General features: G+C 60.5%; 18 protein-coding genes and 2 pseudogenes. 12 read left to right on the forward strand and 8 right to left on the reverse strand.

Going from position 1 to position 17,634, the window contains the following annotated elements:
- Positions 1-2: 2 nt before the first annotated feature.
- From CAF65_RS02190 to CAF65_RS02200, 3 genes and pseudogenes are all read right to left on the reverse strand, one after another.
- Positions 3-815: an isocitrate lyase/phosphoenolpyruvate mutase family protein gene (locus tag CAF65_RS02190; protein WP_085714800.1), complete on the reverse strand. Its 813-nt coding sequence runs from the start codon at positions 813-815 to the stop codon at positions 3-5.
- A gap of 35 nt (positions 816-850) precedes the next feature.
- Positions 851-1,933 (reverse strand): bifunctional transcriptional activator/DNA repair enzyme AdaA, encoded by a 1,083-nt coding sequence (locus CAF65_RS02195; RefSeq protein WP_085714801.1) that lies wholly within the window; start codon positions 1,931-1,933, stop codon positions 851-853.
- A gap of 97 nt (positions 1,934-2,030) precedes the next feature.
- Positions 2,031-2,285, reverse strand: a pseudogene (locus tag CAF65_RS02200) (LysE family translocator); the annotation flags it as partial.
- A 335-nt stretch (positions 2,286-2,620) separates the two neighbouring features.
- On the opposite strand from CAF65_RS02200, the gene CAF65_RS02205 reads away from it, so the two are divergent.
- From CAF65_RS02205 to CAF65_RS02215, 3 genes are all read left to right on the forward strand, one after another.
- Positions 2,621-3,241: a LysE family translocator gene (locus tag CAF65_RS02205; RefSeq protein ID WP_085714802.1), complete on the forward strand. Its 621-nt coding sequence runs from the start codon at positions 2,621-2,623 to the stop codon at positions 3,239-3,241.
- A 302-nt stretch (positions 3,242-3,543) separates the two neighbouring features.
- Complete coding sequence (locus CAF65_RS02210; RefSeq protein ID WP_085714803.1) at positions 3,544-3,993, forward strand: GNAT family N-acetyltransferase; 450 nt, start codon at positions 3,544-3,546, stop codon at positions 3,991-3,993.
- Between the two features lie 371 nt (positions 3,994-4,364).
- Complete coding sequence (locus tag CAF65_RS02215; protein WP_085714804.1) at positions 4,365-5,234, forward strand: GyrI-like domain-containing protein; 870 nt, start codon at positions 4,365-4,367, stop codon at positions 5,232-5,234.
- Positions 5,235-5,535: 301 nt separating this feature from the next.
- Here the strand turns inward: CAF65_RS02215 and CAF65_RS02220 are convergent.
- Positions 5,536-5,904, reverse strand: a pseudogene (locus CAF65_RS02220) (LysE family translocator); the annotation flags it as partial.
- A gap of 91 nt (positions 5,905-5,995) precedes the next feature.
- On the reverse strand, positions 5,996-6,892 hold the full coding sequence (locus tag CAF65_RS02225) for a DMT family transporter (RefSeq protein WP_085714805.1): 897 nt from the start codon (positions 6,890-6,892) through the stop codon (positions 5,996-5,998).
- Positions 6,893-6,981: 89 nt separating this feature from the next.
- On the opposite strand from CAF65_RS02225, the gene CAF65_RS02230 reads away from it, so the two are divergent.
- A complete protein-coding gene (locus tag CAF65_RS02230; protein ID WP_085714806.1) occupies positions 6,982-8,313 on the forward strand; it encodes a PLP-dependent aminotransferase family protein in 1,332 nt (443 codons plus the stop codon).
- 91 nt (positions 8,314-8,404) lie between these two features.
- Positions 8,405-8,992, forward strand: a complete 588-nt coding sequence (locus CAF65_RS02235; RefSeq protein ID WP_085714807.1) for a LysE family translocator — start codon at positions 8,405-8,407, stop codon at positions 8,990-8,992.
- Between the two features lie 8 nt (positions 8,993-9,000).
- Here CAF65_RS02235 and CAF65_RS02240 read toward each other — a convergent pair whose 3' ends face one another.
- Together CAF65_RS02240 and CAF65_RS02245 are read right to left on the reverse strand one after the other, a co-directional pair.
- Entirely contained in the window at positions 9,001-9,834 is an 834-nt protein-coding gene (locus CAF65_RS02240) for an AraC family transcriptional regulator (protein WP_085714808.1), read from the reverse strand.
- A gap of 33 nt (positions 9,835-9,867) precedes the next feature.
- On the reverse strand, positions 9,868-10,371 hold the full coding sequence (locus tag CAF65_RS02245) for a VOC family protein (protein WP_085714809.1): 504 nt from the start codon (positions 10,369-10,371) through the stop codon (positions 9,868-9,870).
- Between the two features lie 266 nt (positions 10,372-10,637).
- Between CAF65_RS02245 and CAF65_RS02250 the strand changes: the two genes are divergently transcribed.
- The 6 genes from CAF65_RS02250 (at position 10,638) to CAF65_RS02275 (ending at position 16,078) form a co-directional block, all read left to right on the forward strand.
- The gene (locus CAF65_RS02250; RefSeq protein ID WP_085714810.1) at positions 10,638-10,886 is read left to right on the forward strand and encodes a transmembrane sensor/regulator PpyR; all 249 of its coding nucleotides are present in this window, start codon (positions 10,638-10,640) and stop codon (positions 10,884-10,886) included.
- The gene (locus tag CAF65_RS02255) at positions 10,886-12,040 is read left to right on the forward strand and encodes an NnrS family protein (RefSeq protein WP_085715228.1); all 1,155 of its coding nucleotides are present in this window, start codon (positions 10,886-10,888) and stop codon (positions 12,038-12,040) included. Before CAF65_RS02250 ends, CAF65_RS02255 begins: the two co-directional genes overlap by 1 nt.
- Before the next feature lie 170 nt (positions 12,041-12,210).
- Positions 12,211-12,666: a (2Fe-2S)-binding protein gene (locus tag CAF65_RS02260; protein WP_085714811.1), complete on the forward strand. Its 456-nt coding sequence runs from the start codon at positions 12,211-12,213 to the stop codon at positions 12,664-12,666.
- 7 nt (positions 12,667-12,673) lie between these two features.
- Complete coding sequence (locus CAF65_RS02265; RefSeq protein WP_085714812.1) at positions 12,674-14,842, forward strand: xanthine dehydrogenase family protein molybdopterin-binding subunit; 2,169 nt, start codon at positions 12,674-12,676, stop codon at positions 14,840-14,842.
- Between the two features lies 1 nt (position 14,843).
- Positions 14,844-15,422, forward strand: coding sequence for a hypothetical protein (locus CAF65_RS02270; protein WP_085714813.1), 579 nt, complete (start codon positions 14,844-14,846; stop codon positions 15,420-15,422).
- A gap of 74 nt (positions 15,423-15,496) precedes the next feature.
- The gene (locus CAF65_RS02275) at positions 15,497-16,078 is read left to right on the forward strand and encodes a GGDEF domain-containing protein (protein WP_085714814.1); all 582 of its coding nucleotides are present in this window, start codon (positions 15,497-15,499) and stop codon (positions 16,076-16,078) included.
- A gap of 106 nt (positions 16,079-16,184) precedes the next feature.
- Here CAF65_RS02275 and CAF65_RS02280 read toward each other — a convergent pair whose 3' ends face one another.
- Positions 16,185-16,610 (reverse strand): VOC family protein, encoded by a 426-nt coding sequence (locus CAF65_RS02280; protein WP_085714815.1) that lies wholly within the window; start codon positions 16,608-16,610, stop codon positions 16,185-16,187.
- A 113-nt stretch (positions 16,611-16,723) separates the two neighbouring features.
- On the opposite strand from CAF65_RS02280, the gene CAF65_RS02285 reads away from it, so the two are divergent.
- Positions 16,724-17,584, forward strand: coding sequence for a LysR family transcriptional regulator (locus tag CAF65_RS02285; RefSeq protein ID WP_085714816.1), 861 nt, complete (start codon positions 16,724-16,726; stop codon positions 17,582-17,584).
- The last annotated feature ends 50 nt before the right edge of the window (positions 17,585-17,634 follow it).

Genomic DNA, 17,634 nt, shown 5'->3' on the forward strand with positions numbered 1-17,634 from the left:
GCTCAGACGTTCCCGAACGGTTTCAACAGGGCGTTCACTTCGCCATAGGTGAAGGCCTTCAGGTCGTGGGTATCGAGCTTGCCGGTTTGCAGAAAGCTTTTGGCAATGCCGGCCATGGCACCGTAGAGGAATTCGGCGATGCCTGAACCTGCGGTCAGGCGGCGTACGCCAAGTGCCTCGAGCACTTCGGGCGACGGCAGGCCCGGGAAGCCAAGCACATTCAATGGCAGCGAGGTGCCCCGGCACAGCGCCTTGATCTCGTACTCCGCGGTAACGCCCGCCGCGAACAGGCCATTGGCACCGGCCGCCTGATACAGCGCGGCACGCTTGAGGGTTTCGGCGACGCGATCCTCGGCAGGCACCAGGCCCCGCAAGTAGACATCGGTGCGCGCATTGATGAACAGGTTCACCTGACGGCGATCGGCTACCTGGCGCGCAGTTTCAATCTTGCTTGCCAGCAAATCCGGCGGCGAAGAACCGTCCTCGATATTGATCCCGACCGCGCCAGCGGCGATCACGGCGTCAACCACTTTTGCCACCTGTTCCAGGTCATCGGAGTAACCGGCCTCGATGTCCACGGTCAGCGGCACCGAAATGACCCGGGCAATCGACTCGACGGTCGAGACCAGACGCTCAAGGGGCAGGGTGTTGCCATCCGGGTAGCCATGCACCCAGGCCACCGCCGCGCTACTGGTGGCCACGGCCTTGTTGCCCAGTTGCTCCACCAGCCGTGCCCCGGCGGCATCGGCGACGTTGGTGAGGATCAGCAAACCCTCGTGATGGAGTTGGTGCAGTTGATTGTCGAGCCTGTCCATCGAGTTTCCTTCCTTATGAAAAATCTGTGGGGGGATCAGAACGCCAATGGCTCCGTTAGCTGCACCGCTGCGTTCTCCAGCCTGAGCAGAAACGCCTTGCGCGGCTGGCCTCCAGCGTAGCCGGTCAACGAACCGTCGGCGCCGATCACCCGATGGCATGGCACGACAATCGATAAGCGGTTATGCCCGTTGGCCAGGCCCACCGCCCGGCTGGCACCGGGCTTGCCTAGAGCCGCCGCGATGGCGCCGTAGGTGGTGGTCCTGCCGTAAGGGATTTTCACCAGTTCAGCCCAGACCCGCCGGGAAAACTCGCTGCCAGGCATGTGCAGGGCAACGCTGAACTCCGTGAGTGTGCCGGCGAAATACGCGGACAACTGCGCTTCGATCTGTTGCAAATGCAGGTTGTGTCCCGGTGCCACGGCGTAACCGAAACGATTTTGCAGCGCTTCGACCGAAGGGGTCAGCGATAGCTGATCGAGAAACTCCAGCAGCACCAGCCCACGCCGTTCGGCCATGGCGATCATCGGTCCCAGTGGCGTGGTCAGGCGGGTGAACAGCAGCGGCTCGCTGTTGGCCGCGCGGCCCGGGGTGATGTGAAACGACTTCTGAAAGGCATCGCGAAAACCGCTCAGGGACTCGTAGCCGGAATCGAATGCGACGTCGTCGATGGAGTCGCCCTGTTTGATTCCGCCCAATGCCAAACCCAGGCGCCGGGCGCGCAGCCACGCGTGGAAGGTCATGCCGAAATGCTGCTTGAACCAGCGACGCAGTTTCAGTGGTTCGATGCCTTCGGCCAGTAGCCGGATGTCGGTCCAGCGTTGCTCCGGGGCGGCATCTACCGATTTGAACAGTTTCTGCACCCAGTCCGGCGCGCTGGCGGCGCTGTCCAGCGGTTTGCAGCGCAGGCAGGCGCGGTAGCCTGCCGACAGGCATTGTTCGGTGTTGGCAAAGAACTCGACGTTCTCCGGCTTCGGGCTGCGGGCAGTGCAACCGGGGCGGCAGAAGATTCGAGTGGTCTTGACCGCCGTGAAAAACACCCCCTCGTAGGAGGTGTCTCGCTCGAGCATGGCGCGAACCATCTCGGCACGGGGCGGCAGCAGCGTTTTTTGTAGGTTCATGGGCGCAGCATAGATCGCGTCATGGGTGGCCTCCACCGGAAAATCGACAGCGAATTTCGCACCGGAAAGTGAGCTCTCACAGAAAAAAACAAAGCCTTCAGGCTCGACGCGCCATCAGCAGCACCGACGCCGCCGACAGCAACCCGGCGCAGCAGCGGTTGAATATCCGCTTGCCCGACGGCCTGGCGAACCAGCGGCGCATGTGCAGGCCCATGTAGGCATAGGCGCCGATGGCGATCCATTCCAGCACCAGAAACAGCACGCCCAACACCACGAACTGCGGCGCAAGGGCATGGGTCGAATCGACGAATTGCGGCAGGAACGCGGTGAAAATCAGGATGGCCTTGGTGTTGCTTGAGCCTAGCTTGATTTCACCCAGCAGGACGGCAGCTTTCGATCGATTCTGTTGAAAAAGTCGACCCGCCCTGGCTATCCGTGTATCGAGCGGTGAAAGCGCCTTTTTTGCACGCCGCTACGTCAAATCTGAGTCCTGGACCTTCTGCGCAAACACAGATTTCAATCTCAGACGCGCACTTTTCTGCAGTGGAAACCACTTCCGACTTTTTCAACAGAATCGATCAAAAACTGCCTGTCGTTTCAGCAACCCGCCTGGTGGCATTTTCGGTATCGACCCTTTATGTTTCGATTTTTGAATAAATCAATAACGACTTTCGCAGAGGAGTCACTATGAATCTTGCCGTTTTGGCGCTGTTCCTCCCGGCTTGCTTCGCTCTAAATATGGCACCAGGACCTAACAACTTGTTATCGATCAGAAATGCGACGACCTACGGTTTCGCCACTTCTTGCTTGGCTGGCGTCGGTCGGCTGGCAGCGTTTTCGTTGATGATTGCGCTGGCGTCGGCTGGGCTTGCTGTGGTGCTGCAAGCCTCGGAGTTGCTGTTCTATGGAGTCAAGATTCTTGGTTCGGCCTATCTGATTTATCTGGCGTATCAGTTATGGACGGCAGATACGCAGGTCGAGCTCGGCCAAAAGACTGCTCCATTAGGTTTATTCGCGCTGGCTAGGCAGGAGTTTTTGGTAGCTATCGGAAATCCAAAAGCGGTGTTGATTTTTACCGCGTTTTTGCCGCAGTTCGTTGAGTCTTCAGCGCCAGTAGCTCCCCAGTTCCTTGTGTTGGGCGGGCTGTTCCTTGTCCTGGAATGGATTGCTATCAGTGCATACGCCTACATGGGGCTACACCTGCGTCGCTGGTTTGCCCAGCCGAGAGGAAAGCAGATTTTCAATCGCTCATGCGCAGTATTGTTGTCGGCAGCCGCCTCAGTGCTGCTTTTGGCGCGTCGTGCCTGACAAGATGACCAAGTGAGTTGGTCGCAGAACACTGCTGCCGATTTCTATAGGAACTAGTCAGTCTTCTATTGGCGTTAGTGCCTCTAAAAGAATTTATATTAGCAATCGCTCGGGTTGCCTGGTCTGAGCGTGATTAGGCAGTCGCAACGCACATCGGGAAGGGCTTGTTTCGACCCGATGCTGCCGGTCTATAACGGTACCTGTCGCGCATGGCAGTGTCTGTTCGCAGAGACGTTGCTGCGTATCACAAGGTCGGATGTTCTGGTATAAAAATTCCCCTACTCAAGTCACGGACGACGACCATGCTGATACGCAAGATGACTCAGGAAGACCTGCCGAGCGCCAATGCCCTGTGCCTGGAGGCGTTCATGCTGGCGGTTGCGCCCTCGCTGTCGGCGCAGGGCGTGGAAACCTTCACAAAGGTGGCTGCGCAGAAGGCGTTTGCCGAACGAATGGTAAGTGACAACCTGATGCTGGTTTGTGTCGCAGAGGGAACCCTGGTCGGGCTGATCGAGCTAAAGGAAGGGCGTCATGTGGCGATGCTGTTCGTTGCGCCGGTCTGGCAGCGCCACGGCGTTGGCAAGCGCTTGGTGAATGCGGCTCTGGAGCAGGCCAGGGCCAATGTAGTAACAGTCAGAGCGTCGCTGTCTTCAGTGGCCGCTTATCAACGTTACGGTTTTGCGTTGGCAGGGGAAGTGGGCGAGCTTGCCGGGCTGATCTATCAACCGATGGAGAAGCGGTTGACCATTTGAAGGGCCGCTTTCGACCCAGGCTACCGTACGCGCACTCGCGTTTAAGTGGATTCGGATTCTGTACCGGGTCTGGCAGACCAGGACGCTCTACGATGAAACCACCTATTTGAATGCCTTGAGGAAGCGTGGTTCAACGCTCCTCAAGAACCTCGATTTTGGTTGACTGACTTCCTCAGGGCGTGAAGCTGTCAGTCGTACAGGATTTACCATTGGAGGCCCAGATGAACCGCCCGGTAACCTTCAAGACGGCGCATCCAAGGCGGCCACGTCGAACAGGCAATTCAATCGCGACCTGAGCAAACACGGCTAGGCGCGGGCACGCCGGTATAGTCGACTCTATTGCCTACCGTATTTCCCGGAGCCTCCATCCAGTGTCTGACTTGCTGATCAACGCCGCCTACACAAAACGCTTCGACCTGGTACTCGCCTACATCGACGCCAATCTCGAAGGTGACTTGTCCGTGAGGACGTTGAGCCAAGTCGCGAATTTTTCGGCGTTTCACTTCCATCGACAATTCACCGCGTTCGTGGGCGTGCCTGTTTCACGTTATGTACAACTGATGCGACTACGACGCGCGGCGCATCGCTTGTCTTCCCTCGCGGATTACTCGGTGCTGGACGCCGCTTTCGGTGCGGGTTTCGAAAGCCCCGAAGCATTTTCCAGGGCGTTCAGGCGGGCGTTCGGTACGACGCCGAGTGCATTCAGGAAGCAACCGAATTGGCAGGTCTGGAGTGCGGTGTTCACCATCCCTCATTTTTCCAGGAGCATCATCATGCAGATACGAATTGTGGAGTTTCACGAAGTCAGGGTTGCAGCATTAGAGCATTGCGGAGCGCCCGGGCTCATTAATGAGAGCGTGCGTAAATTTATCGAGTGGCGCATGCAGAGCGGACAGTCGCCGGTGGCATCAAGTCGCAGCTTTGGTATTCCTTTCGGCAACCCCGATACGACCCCGGCCGAAGAGTTCCGGTTTGCAATCTGCGGCGAGATTCACGAAGCGGTAGCAGCGAATGAGTTCGGCGTAACCGAGAGGGTTATCCCTGGCGGGCGCTGCGTCGTGGTGCGTCACGTGGGCTCGACGGATCACATCGGCGAATCGATCTATCCGATCTATCGCGACTGGCTCCCTACCAGCGGCGAGGAGCTTCGAGACCAGCCGCTGTTCTTCGATTATCTAAGCATTTCCCCCGAGACACCGCAGGATCAATGGCAGACCGATATTTATGTGCCTTTGCAATAGCGGACAGGTCGCTACTGGTTTGAAACGATCGTCGTTGGTTCATCGTTGTAAGCTGCCTCTCGCCAAGGGGCAGCTATTGGCCGATTCTGTTGAAAAAGTCGGTCCGCCCAAACTGCCTGGTCATTGAGGTTAAAACGCCTTTTTTGCACACTGCTACGTGAAATCCGAGTCCGGAAGCCTCTGCCGAAAGTAAAGACTTCAATCTCGGACGCATACTTTTCTGCAGCAGAAACCATGGTCGACTTTTTCACCAGAATCGGCCGAAGGTGGTCTATCGAGAGGTTTCATATTGCCCATCATTAGGTTTGCCGGCCGCTACCAGGAATTCCTGCCGGGCCAGCGCCAGCGTGCCCACGGGCGCTGTGGTGAGCACGTTTTCGGCGCCAGGATCGGCGCGCCACAATTGCCAGGCGAGGTAGAACAGGTACGCCGCGCCGAGGATCTTGATGGCGTAGAACAGCAGCTCGGAGGTTTGCAACACCACAGCCAGCCCCGCCGAGGCGAGGGCAATCATCCCGGCAAACGCCAGCAACCGGCCGATGCCGGCCACACACGCGGTGCGGCAGCCATAGCGGGTCGAATTGCTGACCGACAGCAGGTTGTTGGGGCTGGGTGCCATGTTGAGGGCGAAACAGGCCGGCAGAAAAAGGGTGAGGGTGGCGAGGTCCATGCTGGGCTCCTGCAGCAAGAGCGCTATTTTTATCACGGCAACGCGCTGGCCAGACCCATACAGTGACGGGCGTAAACCACCGTACAAGGGGCTATCTGGCGAATTTTTTCGCCCCGGCGACGCAGAGAATCACGGCGACGGTGACTCCCAGCATGCCAAGGCTGACCTGTTCATGTAGCAGGGTGGCGGCCAGGGTCAGGCCGAAAAACGGCTGCAGCAGCTGCAATTGCCCAACGGCAGCGATGCCGCCTTGGGCCAGGCCGCGATACCAGAACACGAAACCGATCAACATGCTGAACAGCGAGACGTAAGCCAGACTGAACCAGGCCGGCGTGCTGATGCCGGTGAACGAAGCCGGCATGCGCATCCAGCTGAGCACCGCCACGACCGGTAGCGACACTACCAGCGCCCAGGAAATCACCTGCCAGCCACCGAGCGTGCGCGACAGCTTCGCACCTTCGGCATAACCCAGGCCGCAGGCGAGGATGGCCAGCAGCATCAGGATGTCGCCTTGCGGGGAGGCGGTCAGCCCTTGGGACAGGGCAAACCCGACCACCAGCAGGCTGCCCAGTACTGAGAAAATCCAGAACGCCGCCCGTGGCCGTTCGCCGCCGCGCAGAACGCCGAACACCGCCGTCGCCAGGGGCAACAGGCCGACGAAGACGATGGAGTGTGCGGACGTCACGTATTGCAGCGCCAGCGCCGTCAGCAGAGGGAAACCGATGACCACGCCCAGCGCGACGATCATCAGCGGTATCAGTTGAGCGCGCGCCGGACGTTTTTCCTTGAATAACCACAGCAGGCACAGCGCCAGGATTGCAGCGATGGTCGCGCGGGCGACCGTGAGGAACACCGGATCAAACTCCAGCACCGCCACCCGCGTCGCCGGCAGCGAGCCGCTGAAGATCACCACGCCGATCAGGCCATTGATCCAGCCGCTGGTGCTGTTTTCCAGCGTTCGGTGTTGCAGGTTCGAGGTCCGTTCCATTTGGTTCACGCTCATTGTCTGATTGCACTGAACTCATCGTATGAGCGACTATCGATACAATCAAAAAATTGTCATGGATACATCTAGACATGCCTCGATCCCGTTATAAAACGCTGGTGGATGCCTTTGCCGCCGACATCCGTTCCGGGCGTTTGCCGCCCGGCACGCGCCTGCCGACTCACCGGCAACTGGCCACTGAGCACGGCCTGGCACTGGTCACCGCCAGCCGAGTGTATGCCGAGCTGGAGGGCATGGGCCTGGTCAGCGGCGAAACCGGACGCGGGACCTTTGTCAGAGAGACCTCGCTGCCGCCAGGTCAGGGCATCTCGCAGCACGTGGTGGCGGCAGGGATGATTGACCTGAATTTCAACTACCCGTCATTGCCGGGCCAGGCCGACCTGCTGCGCAATGCCTTGCGTCAGCTGGCGTTGTCCGGTGACCTGGAATCCCTCCTGCGCTATCAGCCCCACGCGGGGCGCCTGCATGAGCGGGCCTCGGTCGCGCGCCATCTGGTTGAACGCGGGCTGAGCGTGCCGGCCGAGCAAGTGTTGATCGTCAGCGGTGCCCAGCATGGCCTGGCGGTGACAATGATGACGCTGCTCAAGCCCGGCGATGTGATCGCCGCCGATGCGCTGACCTATCCCGGTTTCAAGACGCTGGCCGAAACGCTGCATCTGGAAGTCTTGCCCATTCCGGTCACGGAAACCGGGCCTGATCTGGCCGCCCTGGAAAAACTCTGCCGCAGCCGATCGGTACGGGCCGTGTACTCCATGCCGACCTTGCATAACCCGCTGGGCTGGGTGATGGACGCCGGTCAGCGCGAGCGACTGGTGGCGATAGCGCGCCAGCATGACCTGACGATCATCGAGGACGCCGCCTACGCGTTCCTGGCCGAGAACGTACCGCCACCACTGGCCGAGCTGGCGCCGGAGAGAACGGTATACGTGTCCGGTCTGTCGAAGAATGTCGCCACCGGGCTGCGCGTTGGCTTCATTGCCGCACCCGTACAATGGGTCGCCGCCTTCGAGCGCACCACCATGGCGACCACCTGGAACACCCCCGGCGTGATGACCGCCATCGTCACGGCCTGGCTCGACGATGGCACCGTCAGTCAGCTGGAAGCGCAGAAACGGGCGGACGCCCGGGCCAGGCAAGCCCTGGCCCGCGAGGTGCTGGCGGGGCTCAGGACCATCAGTCACCCGAACTCCTACTTTATCTGGCTGCCGTTGGCCGAAGACGCCCGGGCCGACCAGATCGCGATGGCGCTGATGCGCGAGCAGGTGTCGGTGTCGCCGGCCGAGCCCTTTGCGATTTCGGCCCATGTGCCGCACGCGATACGCCTGGCGTTGGGCTCGGTGGACATGGACTCGTTGCGTATTGCCCTGAACAAAGTGAAAAGCATCGTCGGTTATTACTCATAGCGAAGCCGGGCAGGGCAGTTTTCTTCAATACGCGAGCCGATCGGCACTTTACCTTGAGGGCCTTGTTCAACTCGACGCAAGAAGGTGTGCAATGAGTCTGATGATGTCCATGGCGGCATTTGCGCTGGTCGCTTCCATCACCCCGGGGCCGGTCAACATTGTGGCGCTGAGTTCAGGCGCGCGGTTTGGCTTGCGGGCCAGCCAGCGTCACGTGGCCGGGGCCACGCTGGGGTTTGTCTTGCTGTTGGTACTGATGGGGTTGGGCCTGCATGAGTTGTTGCAACAGTGGCCCGCACTGACGCGGGTGGTGCAATGGGCGGGCGTGGCCTTTCTGTTGTACATGGCCTTCAAGCTGGCGGCTGACAATGGACAGGTGCAAGCCAGTGAATCGGCGCAGGCCCCATCGATGCTGTATGGCGCCATCATGCAATGGCTCAACCCGAAGGCCTGGCTGGCCTGCGTGGCCGGCATGGGCGCGTTTGTCGCCGATGGCGAGGCGCGGCTGGTTTGGCAATTCGCGGCGATTTATCTGGTGATCTGCTATCTGTCGGTCGGTTGCTGGGCTTTTGCCGGGACATTTCTGAGCGGTTTTTTGCACAACCCGGCCGGTATGCGCCTGTTCAATCGCGCCATGGCGTTGCTGCTGGTGGTGAGCGCGGTGTATCTACTGCTGCCGTAACGGCAGATTCACCCCCGATACTGCCCCGGCGTCGCCGCCAAATGCTGTTTGAATGCCCGTTGAAAATGCGCCTGATCGGCGAACCCCGCTTCCAGCGCCACGTCTGCAATCAGCTTGCCGCTGCGCAATTGATCCTGGGCGAACTGGATGCGCCGGTTCACCAGGAACGCGTGGGGCGTCATGCCGTAATGCTGCTTGAACGCGCGGATCAGGTAGGACGGCGACAGCTGCGCCGCCTCGCAAATGTCTTCGAGCCTGAGGGTTTGCGTGCAGTGGTCGCGGATGTAATCGGCGGCACGCTCCAGCTTGAAATTGGGTTCGCGCAGCGGTGGGTCGATCGGGTTCAATCGCTGCTGCACATCAGTGAAAAACTCCACGGTCACGCTGTGTTTGCGCAGCACATCCTGCTGCGGGTCGACCAACACTTGATACAAGCCCGCGAGGCCGGCAAACAGGTTGGCGTCCCGCGTATGGGTTACCGAAAAGCGGCGAAACGCCGTGTCATCGCTGAACCCGAGCTGGTGCTGCAAATCGGTCAGCCACGGCGTATCGACGTACAGCATCAGGTACGACCAGGGTTGGTCTTCGATCGGGTTGCAGGCGTGGACGTCGCCGGGGTTCATCAGTACGACCGTGCCGGCGCTGACCTCGAATGCGCACTGCTCATGGACATAGGTGCTGCGCCCGGCGGTGATCGCCCCGATGGAAAAGTGCTCGTGGGCATGCCGGGTGTAGCAGACTTCGCGCCCGTCGGCGATGGAGCGGGCTTCGATGAAGGGCAGGGCATCATCGCGCCAGAAGCGCGGGGCCTTGTCGGCGTTTTTGGCAACGGCGTGCTTCATGCTCACTCCTCGGCAGGTCAGCGCCCGAGTGTATTAGCTCTCGCCGTCAAAGGCTCGTTGCAGTTCGGCGATATCGAGTTTTTTCATCTGCATCATCGCCTGCATGGCCCGTTGGGATTTTTTCGTGTCCGGGTCTTTGATCATGTCCATCATCGCAACGGGGACTATCTGCCACGACAGCCCGAACTTGTCCTTGAGCCAACCGCATTGCTGGGCCTCGGGAACGCCTCCGGCCGACAGGTTGCCCCAGTAATGGTCGACTTCTTCCTGGGTCAGGCAATTGACCTGAAACGAAACCGCTTCACTGAACTTGAACAACGGCCCGCCGTTGAGGCCGGTGAAGCTCTGCCCGTCGAGCTCGAAGCTGACGGTCATGACCGAACCTTCGGGCCGGCCGTGGAATTCGAAACCGGCGTGGCCGTAATGGGTGATGGCCGTGATTTTCGAATGATCGAAGATCGAACAATAGAACTTGGCCGCCTCTTCGGCCTGATCGTCGAACCACAGGCAGGGTGTGAGTTTTTGTACGCGTTGCATGGTGCCAACTCCTCTGCGGATTGCGCATGTCCCGGACTTTCAGAGTAGTCAGCCTCTGGTCGTCTGGCCGTACCGTAGATCGAGAAAATTGCCCCAGTGTTGTGATGATGTAGTCAAAAAAACTCCATGTGTAGTCAATAAGACTATTTATTGAGTGTGTCTTTATGACTCGTTTTTGCGCAAGTGCCTGGTTCTTAAGGGGTAAAAAACTGGCACGGAACATGAAACAGCCAACGTACAACTGAACGGCTACAGGAGTACGGGACATGTTCAACTTCTTCAGCAACCCTCAGAACGTTCTTGAATTGTCGAGCCGTGTGCTCGGGGCTGGCCTGGCGATGCTGCTGGCCGGTATCTACGGTGCCTATCTTTACGACGGCCATCTGTCGATCGTCGTACTGGTGACCCTGCACGCCATGACCATTCTCGGCCCGACCCTGTTGAAAATCGGCTATGTCATGCGCCTGCTGTCCCAGTATCGCCTGAGCCGAGGCCCGGCCCGGGTGGTGGCATGATGCGCCGGCTTGCCGTTGCACCGTTATTCAGCCTTGGCTTTCGCCCGTTCTTTCTCGCCGGGGCCTGGTTCGCCGCCATCGCCGTGGCGATCTGGGCCTTGTGGCTGTACGGGCGTTTGCCCGGTGCGCAACCGGTGGGTGGCATGCTTGCCTGGCATCGGCATGAAATGCCCTTCGGATTTGCCATGGCCATCATTGCCGGGTTCCTCCTGACCGCGGTGCCCAACTGGACCGGCCGAGCGGGGCTCAAAGGCTGGCCGCTGATAGGTCTGGTGCTGGTGTGGCTGCTGGCGCGGCTGGCCTGGTACCTGCCGATACCGTCGCCCTTGCTGCTGGCCTTGCAAGCGCCATTCCTGCTGCTGTTGGCGTGGGTGTTGGGCCGCGATCTGCTGGCCGCGGGCAAGCGCGAGAATTATCCGATTCTGTTGATGGTGTCGCTGTTGGCCGGGTGTCAGGCATTGACGTTACTGGGGTTTGTCGTTGATGACGCCAATCTGCAACGCCGTGGCGTGCTGGCCGCTTTGTGGCTGGTGGCCGCGCTGATGAGCGTGATCGGCGGGCGGGTGATTCCGTTCTTTATCCAGCGTGGCTTGAACCGTCCCGCAGCGCCTGCAACCCATCCGTTGCCGGGCAAGGTGTTGCTGGTCAGCGCCATGCTGGCGGCGGTGTCTTTTGCCGCCGGTTTGAACGACGTCCCACGTGTGTGGCTGGCAGTGTTGTTTGCGTTGATCAGCGGTTTGCATCTGCTGCGCCTGTGGCGCTGGCATGACCGCGGCCTGTGGCGCGTGCCGCTGCTGTGGTCGCTGTACCTGGCTTACGCCTGGCTCGCAGTGGCGACGCTGGCCATGGCGCTGTGGCACCTGGGCGTGATGTCGCAACAAAGCCTGGCCACCCATTCGCTGGCCGTCGGTGGTATCGGCGGGTTGATCCTGGCGATGATCGCGCGGGTCAGCCTGGGGCATACCGGGCGTTTGTTGCAGCCGTCCAGGGCGATCGTTGCGGGGTTTGCCCTGTTGTTGCTGGCGGGTGTATGTCGAGTGTGGTTGGTGCCTTTTTCCGGTCAGGGTCTGGCGCTGTCGGCGTTGCTGTGGTGTAGCGCTTTCGGTGTTTTTGTCTGGCGCTACACCGGCATTTTATTGGGGCCGAGGCTCTAGGGGGCGTTCAGGGCCGCCCTTCGAGGCGGCTTTTTCATGACCGGTGGTCGATGCGCCACGGCCTGCCGGTAAATTTGCGCTTAGCTGAAGGGATAGCCCGAGGCGCGCGCAGGTTGTACAAGACCGCAGCGACGCCCCTTCAGATCATCGTGAGCCTGAGGAACTGCGCCATGCTGACCCTGAACATCAATGGCCAGGATCAGGAGCTGGATGTCCCCGCCGACATGCCGTTGCTCTGGGTCTTGCGCGATGTGGCCCACCTTACCGGCACCAAATTCGGCTGCGGCATCGCCCAATGCGGGGCCTGCACCGTGCACGTCGACGGCGCGCCGCTACGTTCCTGTATCACACCGGCCACGGCTGTGGCCCACGGGCAAAGGATTCTCACCATCGAAGGCCTGTCCGCGGACGGTTCGCACCCGGTGCAACAGGCCTGGGCGGAACTTGACGTGGTCCAGTGCGGTTACTGCCAGTCCGGGCAGATCATGTCGGCGGCGGCGTTGCTGGCGAAGATTCCGAAACCGACCGATACCGACATCGATCAGGCACTGTCCGGCAACATCTGCCGCTGCGGCACTTACCCGCGGATTCGCGCCGCCGTCAAGCGCGCCGCCGAGCTGGGTTGAGGTTGCCATGAACAGTATCGACACGTTATCGCGCCGTGGTTTCCTCAAGGGCAGTGCGTGGCTGAGCGGGGGGCTGGTGGTCGCGTTTGTCATTCCCGGTGCTCACCGGTTCGCCATGGGCGCGGAGAACCAGGGCAACGTGTTTGCGCCAAACGCCTTCCTGCGCATTGGCAATGACAACAGCGTCACCGTGTTGCTGGGGCACTCGGAAATGGGCCAGGGCATCTGGACCGGCCTGACCATGCTGATTGCCGAAGAGCTCGATGCTGACTGGTCGAAAATCCGTGTCGAGCATGCTCCGGCATCGGCTGCCGATTACGGCATGGCCGGGTTTGGCGGGATGCAAATCACCGGTGGCTCGACCTCGACCTGGATGGAATTCGACCGCTATCGCCAGGCCGGCGCAGCGGCGCGCTTGATGTTGATCGAGGCGGCGGCCAAGCGTTTCAATGTTCCGCCGTCCGGGATTCAAACCGAGTCGGGCGTGGTCATCGCTGGCGAGCATCGCGCCACCTATGGCGAACTGGTCGATGACGCGAGTCAGTTGCCTCGGCCGGACCCGGCCTCGATCAAGCTCAAGGACGCCAAGGACTGGCGAGTGATCGGCAAACCCACCAGGCGCCTGGACACGCCGGAGAAAATCACCGGTCGGGCGAAATTCGGCATGGACGTGCAGTTTGACGGGCTGATGACGGCGATGGTCGCCCGTTCACCCACATTCGGCGGTAGCGTCAAATCCTTTGAAGGCGCCGAAGCGCTGGCGATTCCGGGTGTACACAAAGTGGTGCAGGTGCCGACAGGCATCGCGGTGATTGCCGATCATTATTGGGCGGCGAAGCTGGGGCGCGATGCGCTGAAAATCGACTGGAACCCGGGGCCAAATGCCGGGCTCGATAGCCAGGCACTGCTGGAAAGCTTCCGCAAACTCGCCGCCACCCCCGGCCTGAACGCCGGTCAGGCCGGCGATACCCAGGCTGCGCTGGCCAAGGCGGCCAAGACCATCGACGCTGAATACAGCGTGCCTTATCTGGCCCACGCGCCGATGGAACCGCTGAACTGCACGGTGAGCATCACCAGGGACAAGTGCGAAATCTGGACCGGTACCCAGTTTCAGACCCTGGACCAAATGGTCGCCGGGAAAATCACCGGGCTCAAGCCCGAACAGGTCGAGATCCATACCGAGTTTCTTGGCGGCGGCTTCGGGCGGCGGGCCAATCCGACGTCGGATTTCGTCAGCGAAGCGGTGTATGTCGCCAAGGCCGCAGGTGCACCGGTGAAAACCGTGTGGGCGCGGGAGGACGATATCCGTGGTGGCTATTACCGTTCGGCGTTCCTGCACCATGCGCGCATCGGGCTGGACGCCGACGGCCTGCCACAGGCCTGGAAGCATGTGATGGTCGGGCAGTCGATCATGGCCGGAACCTCGCTTGAAGCGAGCATGGTCAAGGACGGAATCGACAAGACCTCCGTCGAAGGCGTGGCCGACAGCCCCTACCTCGAAGGGCTGGCCAATCACCAGATTGAACTGCACTCACCGAAGACCGGGATCAGCGTGTTGTGGTTACGTTCGGTGGGGCACACCCACACCGCGTTTGTCATGGAGTCGCTGATCGATGAGCTGGCCACGGCAGCGGGCAAGGATCCGGTGGAGTATCGGCGCACTTTGCTCAAGGACCATCCGCGCCACCTCGGTGTGCTGAATCTCGCGGTGGAGAAAGCCAACTGGAAGGCGCCGCTACCGGATGGCCATGCCCTGGGTGTGGCGGTGCACGAGTCGTTCGGCAGTTACGTGGCTCAGGTGGCCGAAGTGTCCCAGGACAATCTCGCCATCCGCGTGCACCGGGTAGTGTGTGCGGTGGACTGCGGCATTGCGGTCAACCCGCAGAGCATCGCCGCGCAGATGGAGTCGTGCATTACCTTTGGCCTGGGCTTCACCTTGCACAGCAAACTGACGCTCAAGGACGGGCAGGTGGTGCAGTCCAACTACCACGACTATCAGGTGCTGCGGCTCAACGAAATGCCGGTGGTCGAAGTGCATATCGTGCCCAGCAGTGACAAACCCGGCGGCATCGGCGAAGCCGGTGTGCCACCCACGGCGCCGGCGGTGGCCAATGCGGTGTTTGCCCTGACCGGGCAGCGCCTGCGGGAGCTGCCCTTGCAGCTGTCGGGGGTATGAGATGAAACGCCATCTGATTCTGGGCGCGATATTACTGATCTGTCTCGCGCTCTATGCATCGCACCTGTTCGCCGATGATCGCGAGGCCTTGCAGGCATTCGACACCGTGCAGAAGGTATTCCAGAGCCCCCGTTGCCAGAATTGCCACATCCCCGGTGATTCGCCGCTGCAATTCGATGCCGGGGTGCCGCACGCGATGAATGTCGTGCGTGGCATGGATGGCAAGGGTTCGGCCGGGTTGCCCTGTGCGACGTGCCATGCCCAAAGCAATCCACCGGCCAGTTATGGGCCTCACGCGCCACCCGGCGCGCCACACTGGAGCCTGCCGCCGGCAGCGCACCGGATGGCCTGGATCGGCCTTCCAGCCGATCGGCTATGCGCAATGATCAAGGATCGTTCCAGCAATGGCGATCGGGATTTCGCCGCGCTGATCAAACACGTCAGCGATGACAAGCTGGTGCTATGGGGCTGGAATCCGGGCGGCAATCGCGCGCCGGTGCCGGTGCCCCACGATATCTTCGTCACCCGGTTCAAGCGCTGGGCCGATGCAGGAGGGCCGTGCCCGGTGTCGGGTAGCTGACCAGCGGCACGCAAACAGGGAGCCAATGCGGGTATGGGCGACTCTAACGTGCATACCTGCCAAAGGAGTGAACGATGTTGATCTCAGGAAAAACGGGCAAATCGGGTCAATCCACAAATCCGTTGCTCACGCCACAGCAGGAACGTGAACGGCTGCGCGATCTGGCGCGCCAGGCCGAGCAAGAGTTGGCGGGCGTGCAAATGGCGAGCATGGATGAGTTGACGCTGCTTTCCAATCGCCATGGCTTCAGCGAACTGGCCAAGCTCGGGCTGGACGCTTGCCGGGAAGTGGCGACGCCGGCGACGCTGCTGTACTTCACCCTCGATGAATTCAAGCGCAACTGCTATCTGTATGGCCGGGCCAAGGGTGACGATGCGCTCAAGACATTCGCCGATGTCCTGCGTATCGGCTTTCGTGAAAACGATGTGGTCGGACGGCTCGAAGGTGACCGGTTCGTGGCACTGCTGACCGGTTCCAGTGTCGTGGAGATTGCAGCGATCAAGGCGCGACTCGATGAGATACTCGACGAGCGCAACGCCACGGCGCATCGCAGTTATGACATTCGGTTCCGCGTTGTCCAGGTCGAGTATGACCCTGAGGTTCATGATTCGATCGAGGAACTGCTGAGTGAGGCCGAGCGGGTGATGAGCCGTTAGGGCAGAGATGTATTGGCGAGTCTCTTCGCGAGCAGGCTCGCTCCCACAGTTCAAGGAACACCAGGGGGAGCGAGCCTGCTCGCGAAGGCATCCTGACAGGCAACAACTATTTGGCAAACAGTTGCCCGATATCCTTGAACGCCTTGAACTCCAGTGCATTACCGCAAGGATCAAACAGAAACATCGTCGCCTGTTCACCCACCAGCCCCTGAAAACGAATCCCCGGCTCAATCACGAAGCGAGTCCCCAGCGATTTCAGCCGTTCGGCCAGCGCCTCCCATTCCTCCATGCCGAGCACCACGCCAAAATGCGGCACCGGCACATCGTGACCATCAACGGCATTGGTGTGCGCGGCTTCTTGCGCCGGGTTTTTCGGTGCCTGGTGAATCACCAGTTGGTGACCGAAGAAATTGAAATCCACCCAGTGATCGCTTGATCGACCTTCCTCCAGGCCAAACACCTCACTGTAAAAGTGCCGGGCGGCAGGCAAGTCGTAGACAGGTATGGCCAGGTGAAAAGGGGACAGTTGCATCAGGCGTACCTCGGTGACGGGTGGGAAAGTGTTGAGTTTAGCCCTGTGATTTTTGATTGAAAGACGATAATTTTTGCATCGAGCTCAAATTATTTCGATTAATCGAGGGCGCTATGCTTCGAGAACTGAAAACCTTTGTCGCCGTGGCGCGTCACGGCACCTTCGCCGCGGCCGGCATGCACATCGGCCTGACGCAATCGGCGGTCAGCGCGCAGATTCGCAACCTGGAACGCGCCCTGGGCATCCGCCTGTTCGATCGCACCGGTCGCCAGGCACTGCTCAATGCGGCAGGGCAGCGTGCATTGCCGATGGCCAGGGAAATGCTCGAAACCTTCAGCCGCATGGCCGTCAGTGACGATGTCGGTGAGTACCGTGGCGAGTTGAAAATCGGCGCGGTGGCGACGGTACAGACCGGGTTGCTGCCACAGGCCCTGCTGCGATTGCGCCAACAGGCACCCATGCTGGAACCCAAGCTGGTGCCCGGTGTATCGCTGAACCTGCTGAGTCAGGTGGACACAGGAGAAGTGGATCTGGCGATCCTGATCAAGCCACCGTTCGAGTTGCCCAAGGAGTTGTTCGCGCAGGTGATTCGTCGGGAGCCGTTCGTGCTGATCGTACCGGCGGACCTGGAGGGCGATGATCCGTTGCAACTGCTCGCCGGGCACCCTCATGTGCGCTACGACCGCAATTCGTTTGGCGGGCGGCTGGTGACACGCTTTCTGCGCGAACGGCAGATCGAGGTGCAGGTGGCACTGGAGCTGGATGAACTGGAGGCCATTGTCAAAATGGTCGAGTGTGGCCTGGGGATCTCCCTGTTGCCGGAGGCGGGGCTGTGGCTGGAGCATGGGGCGAAGGTCAGGGTGATTCAGTTGGGTGAGTTGACCTTTTACCGCGAGATCGTGCTGTTGCAGCGCTACAGCCAGCGCAATCAGCCGATTCAGCAGTTGTTCGCCAAATGCCTGAACACCGAATAACCCTGTGGGAGCGTCGTTCGGGAAATCGCAGGCATAAAAAACCCGCCAGA

The sequence above is a fragment of the Pseudomonas sp. B28(2017) genome (assembly GCF_002113025.1).
Taxonomy (GTDB): domain Bacteria; phylum Pseudomonadota; class Gammaproteobacteria; order Pseudomonadales; family Pseudomonadaceae; genus Aquipseudomonas.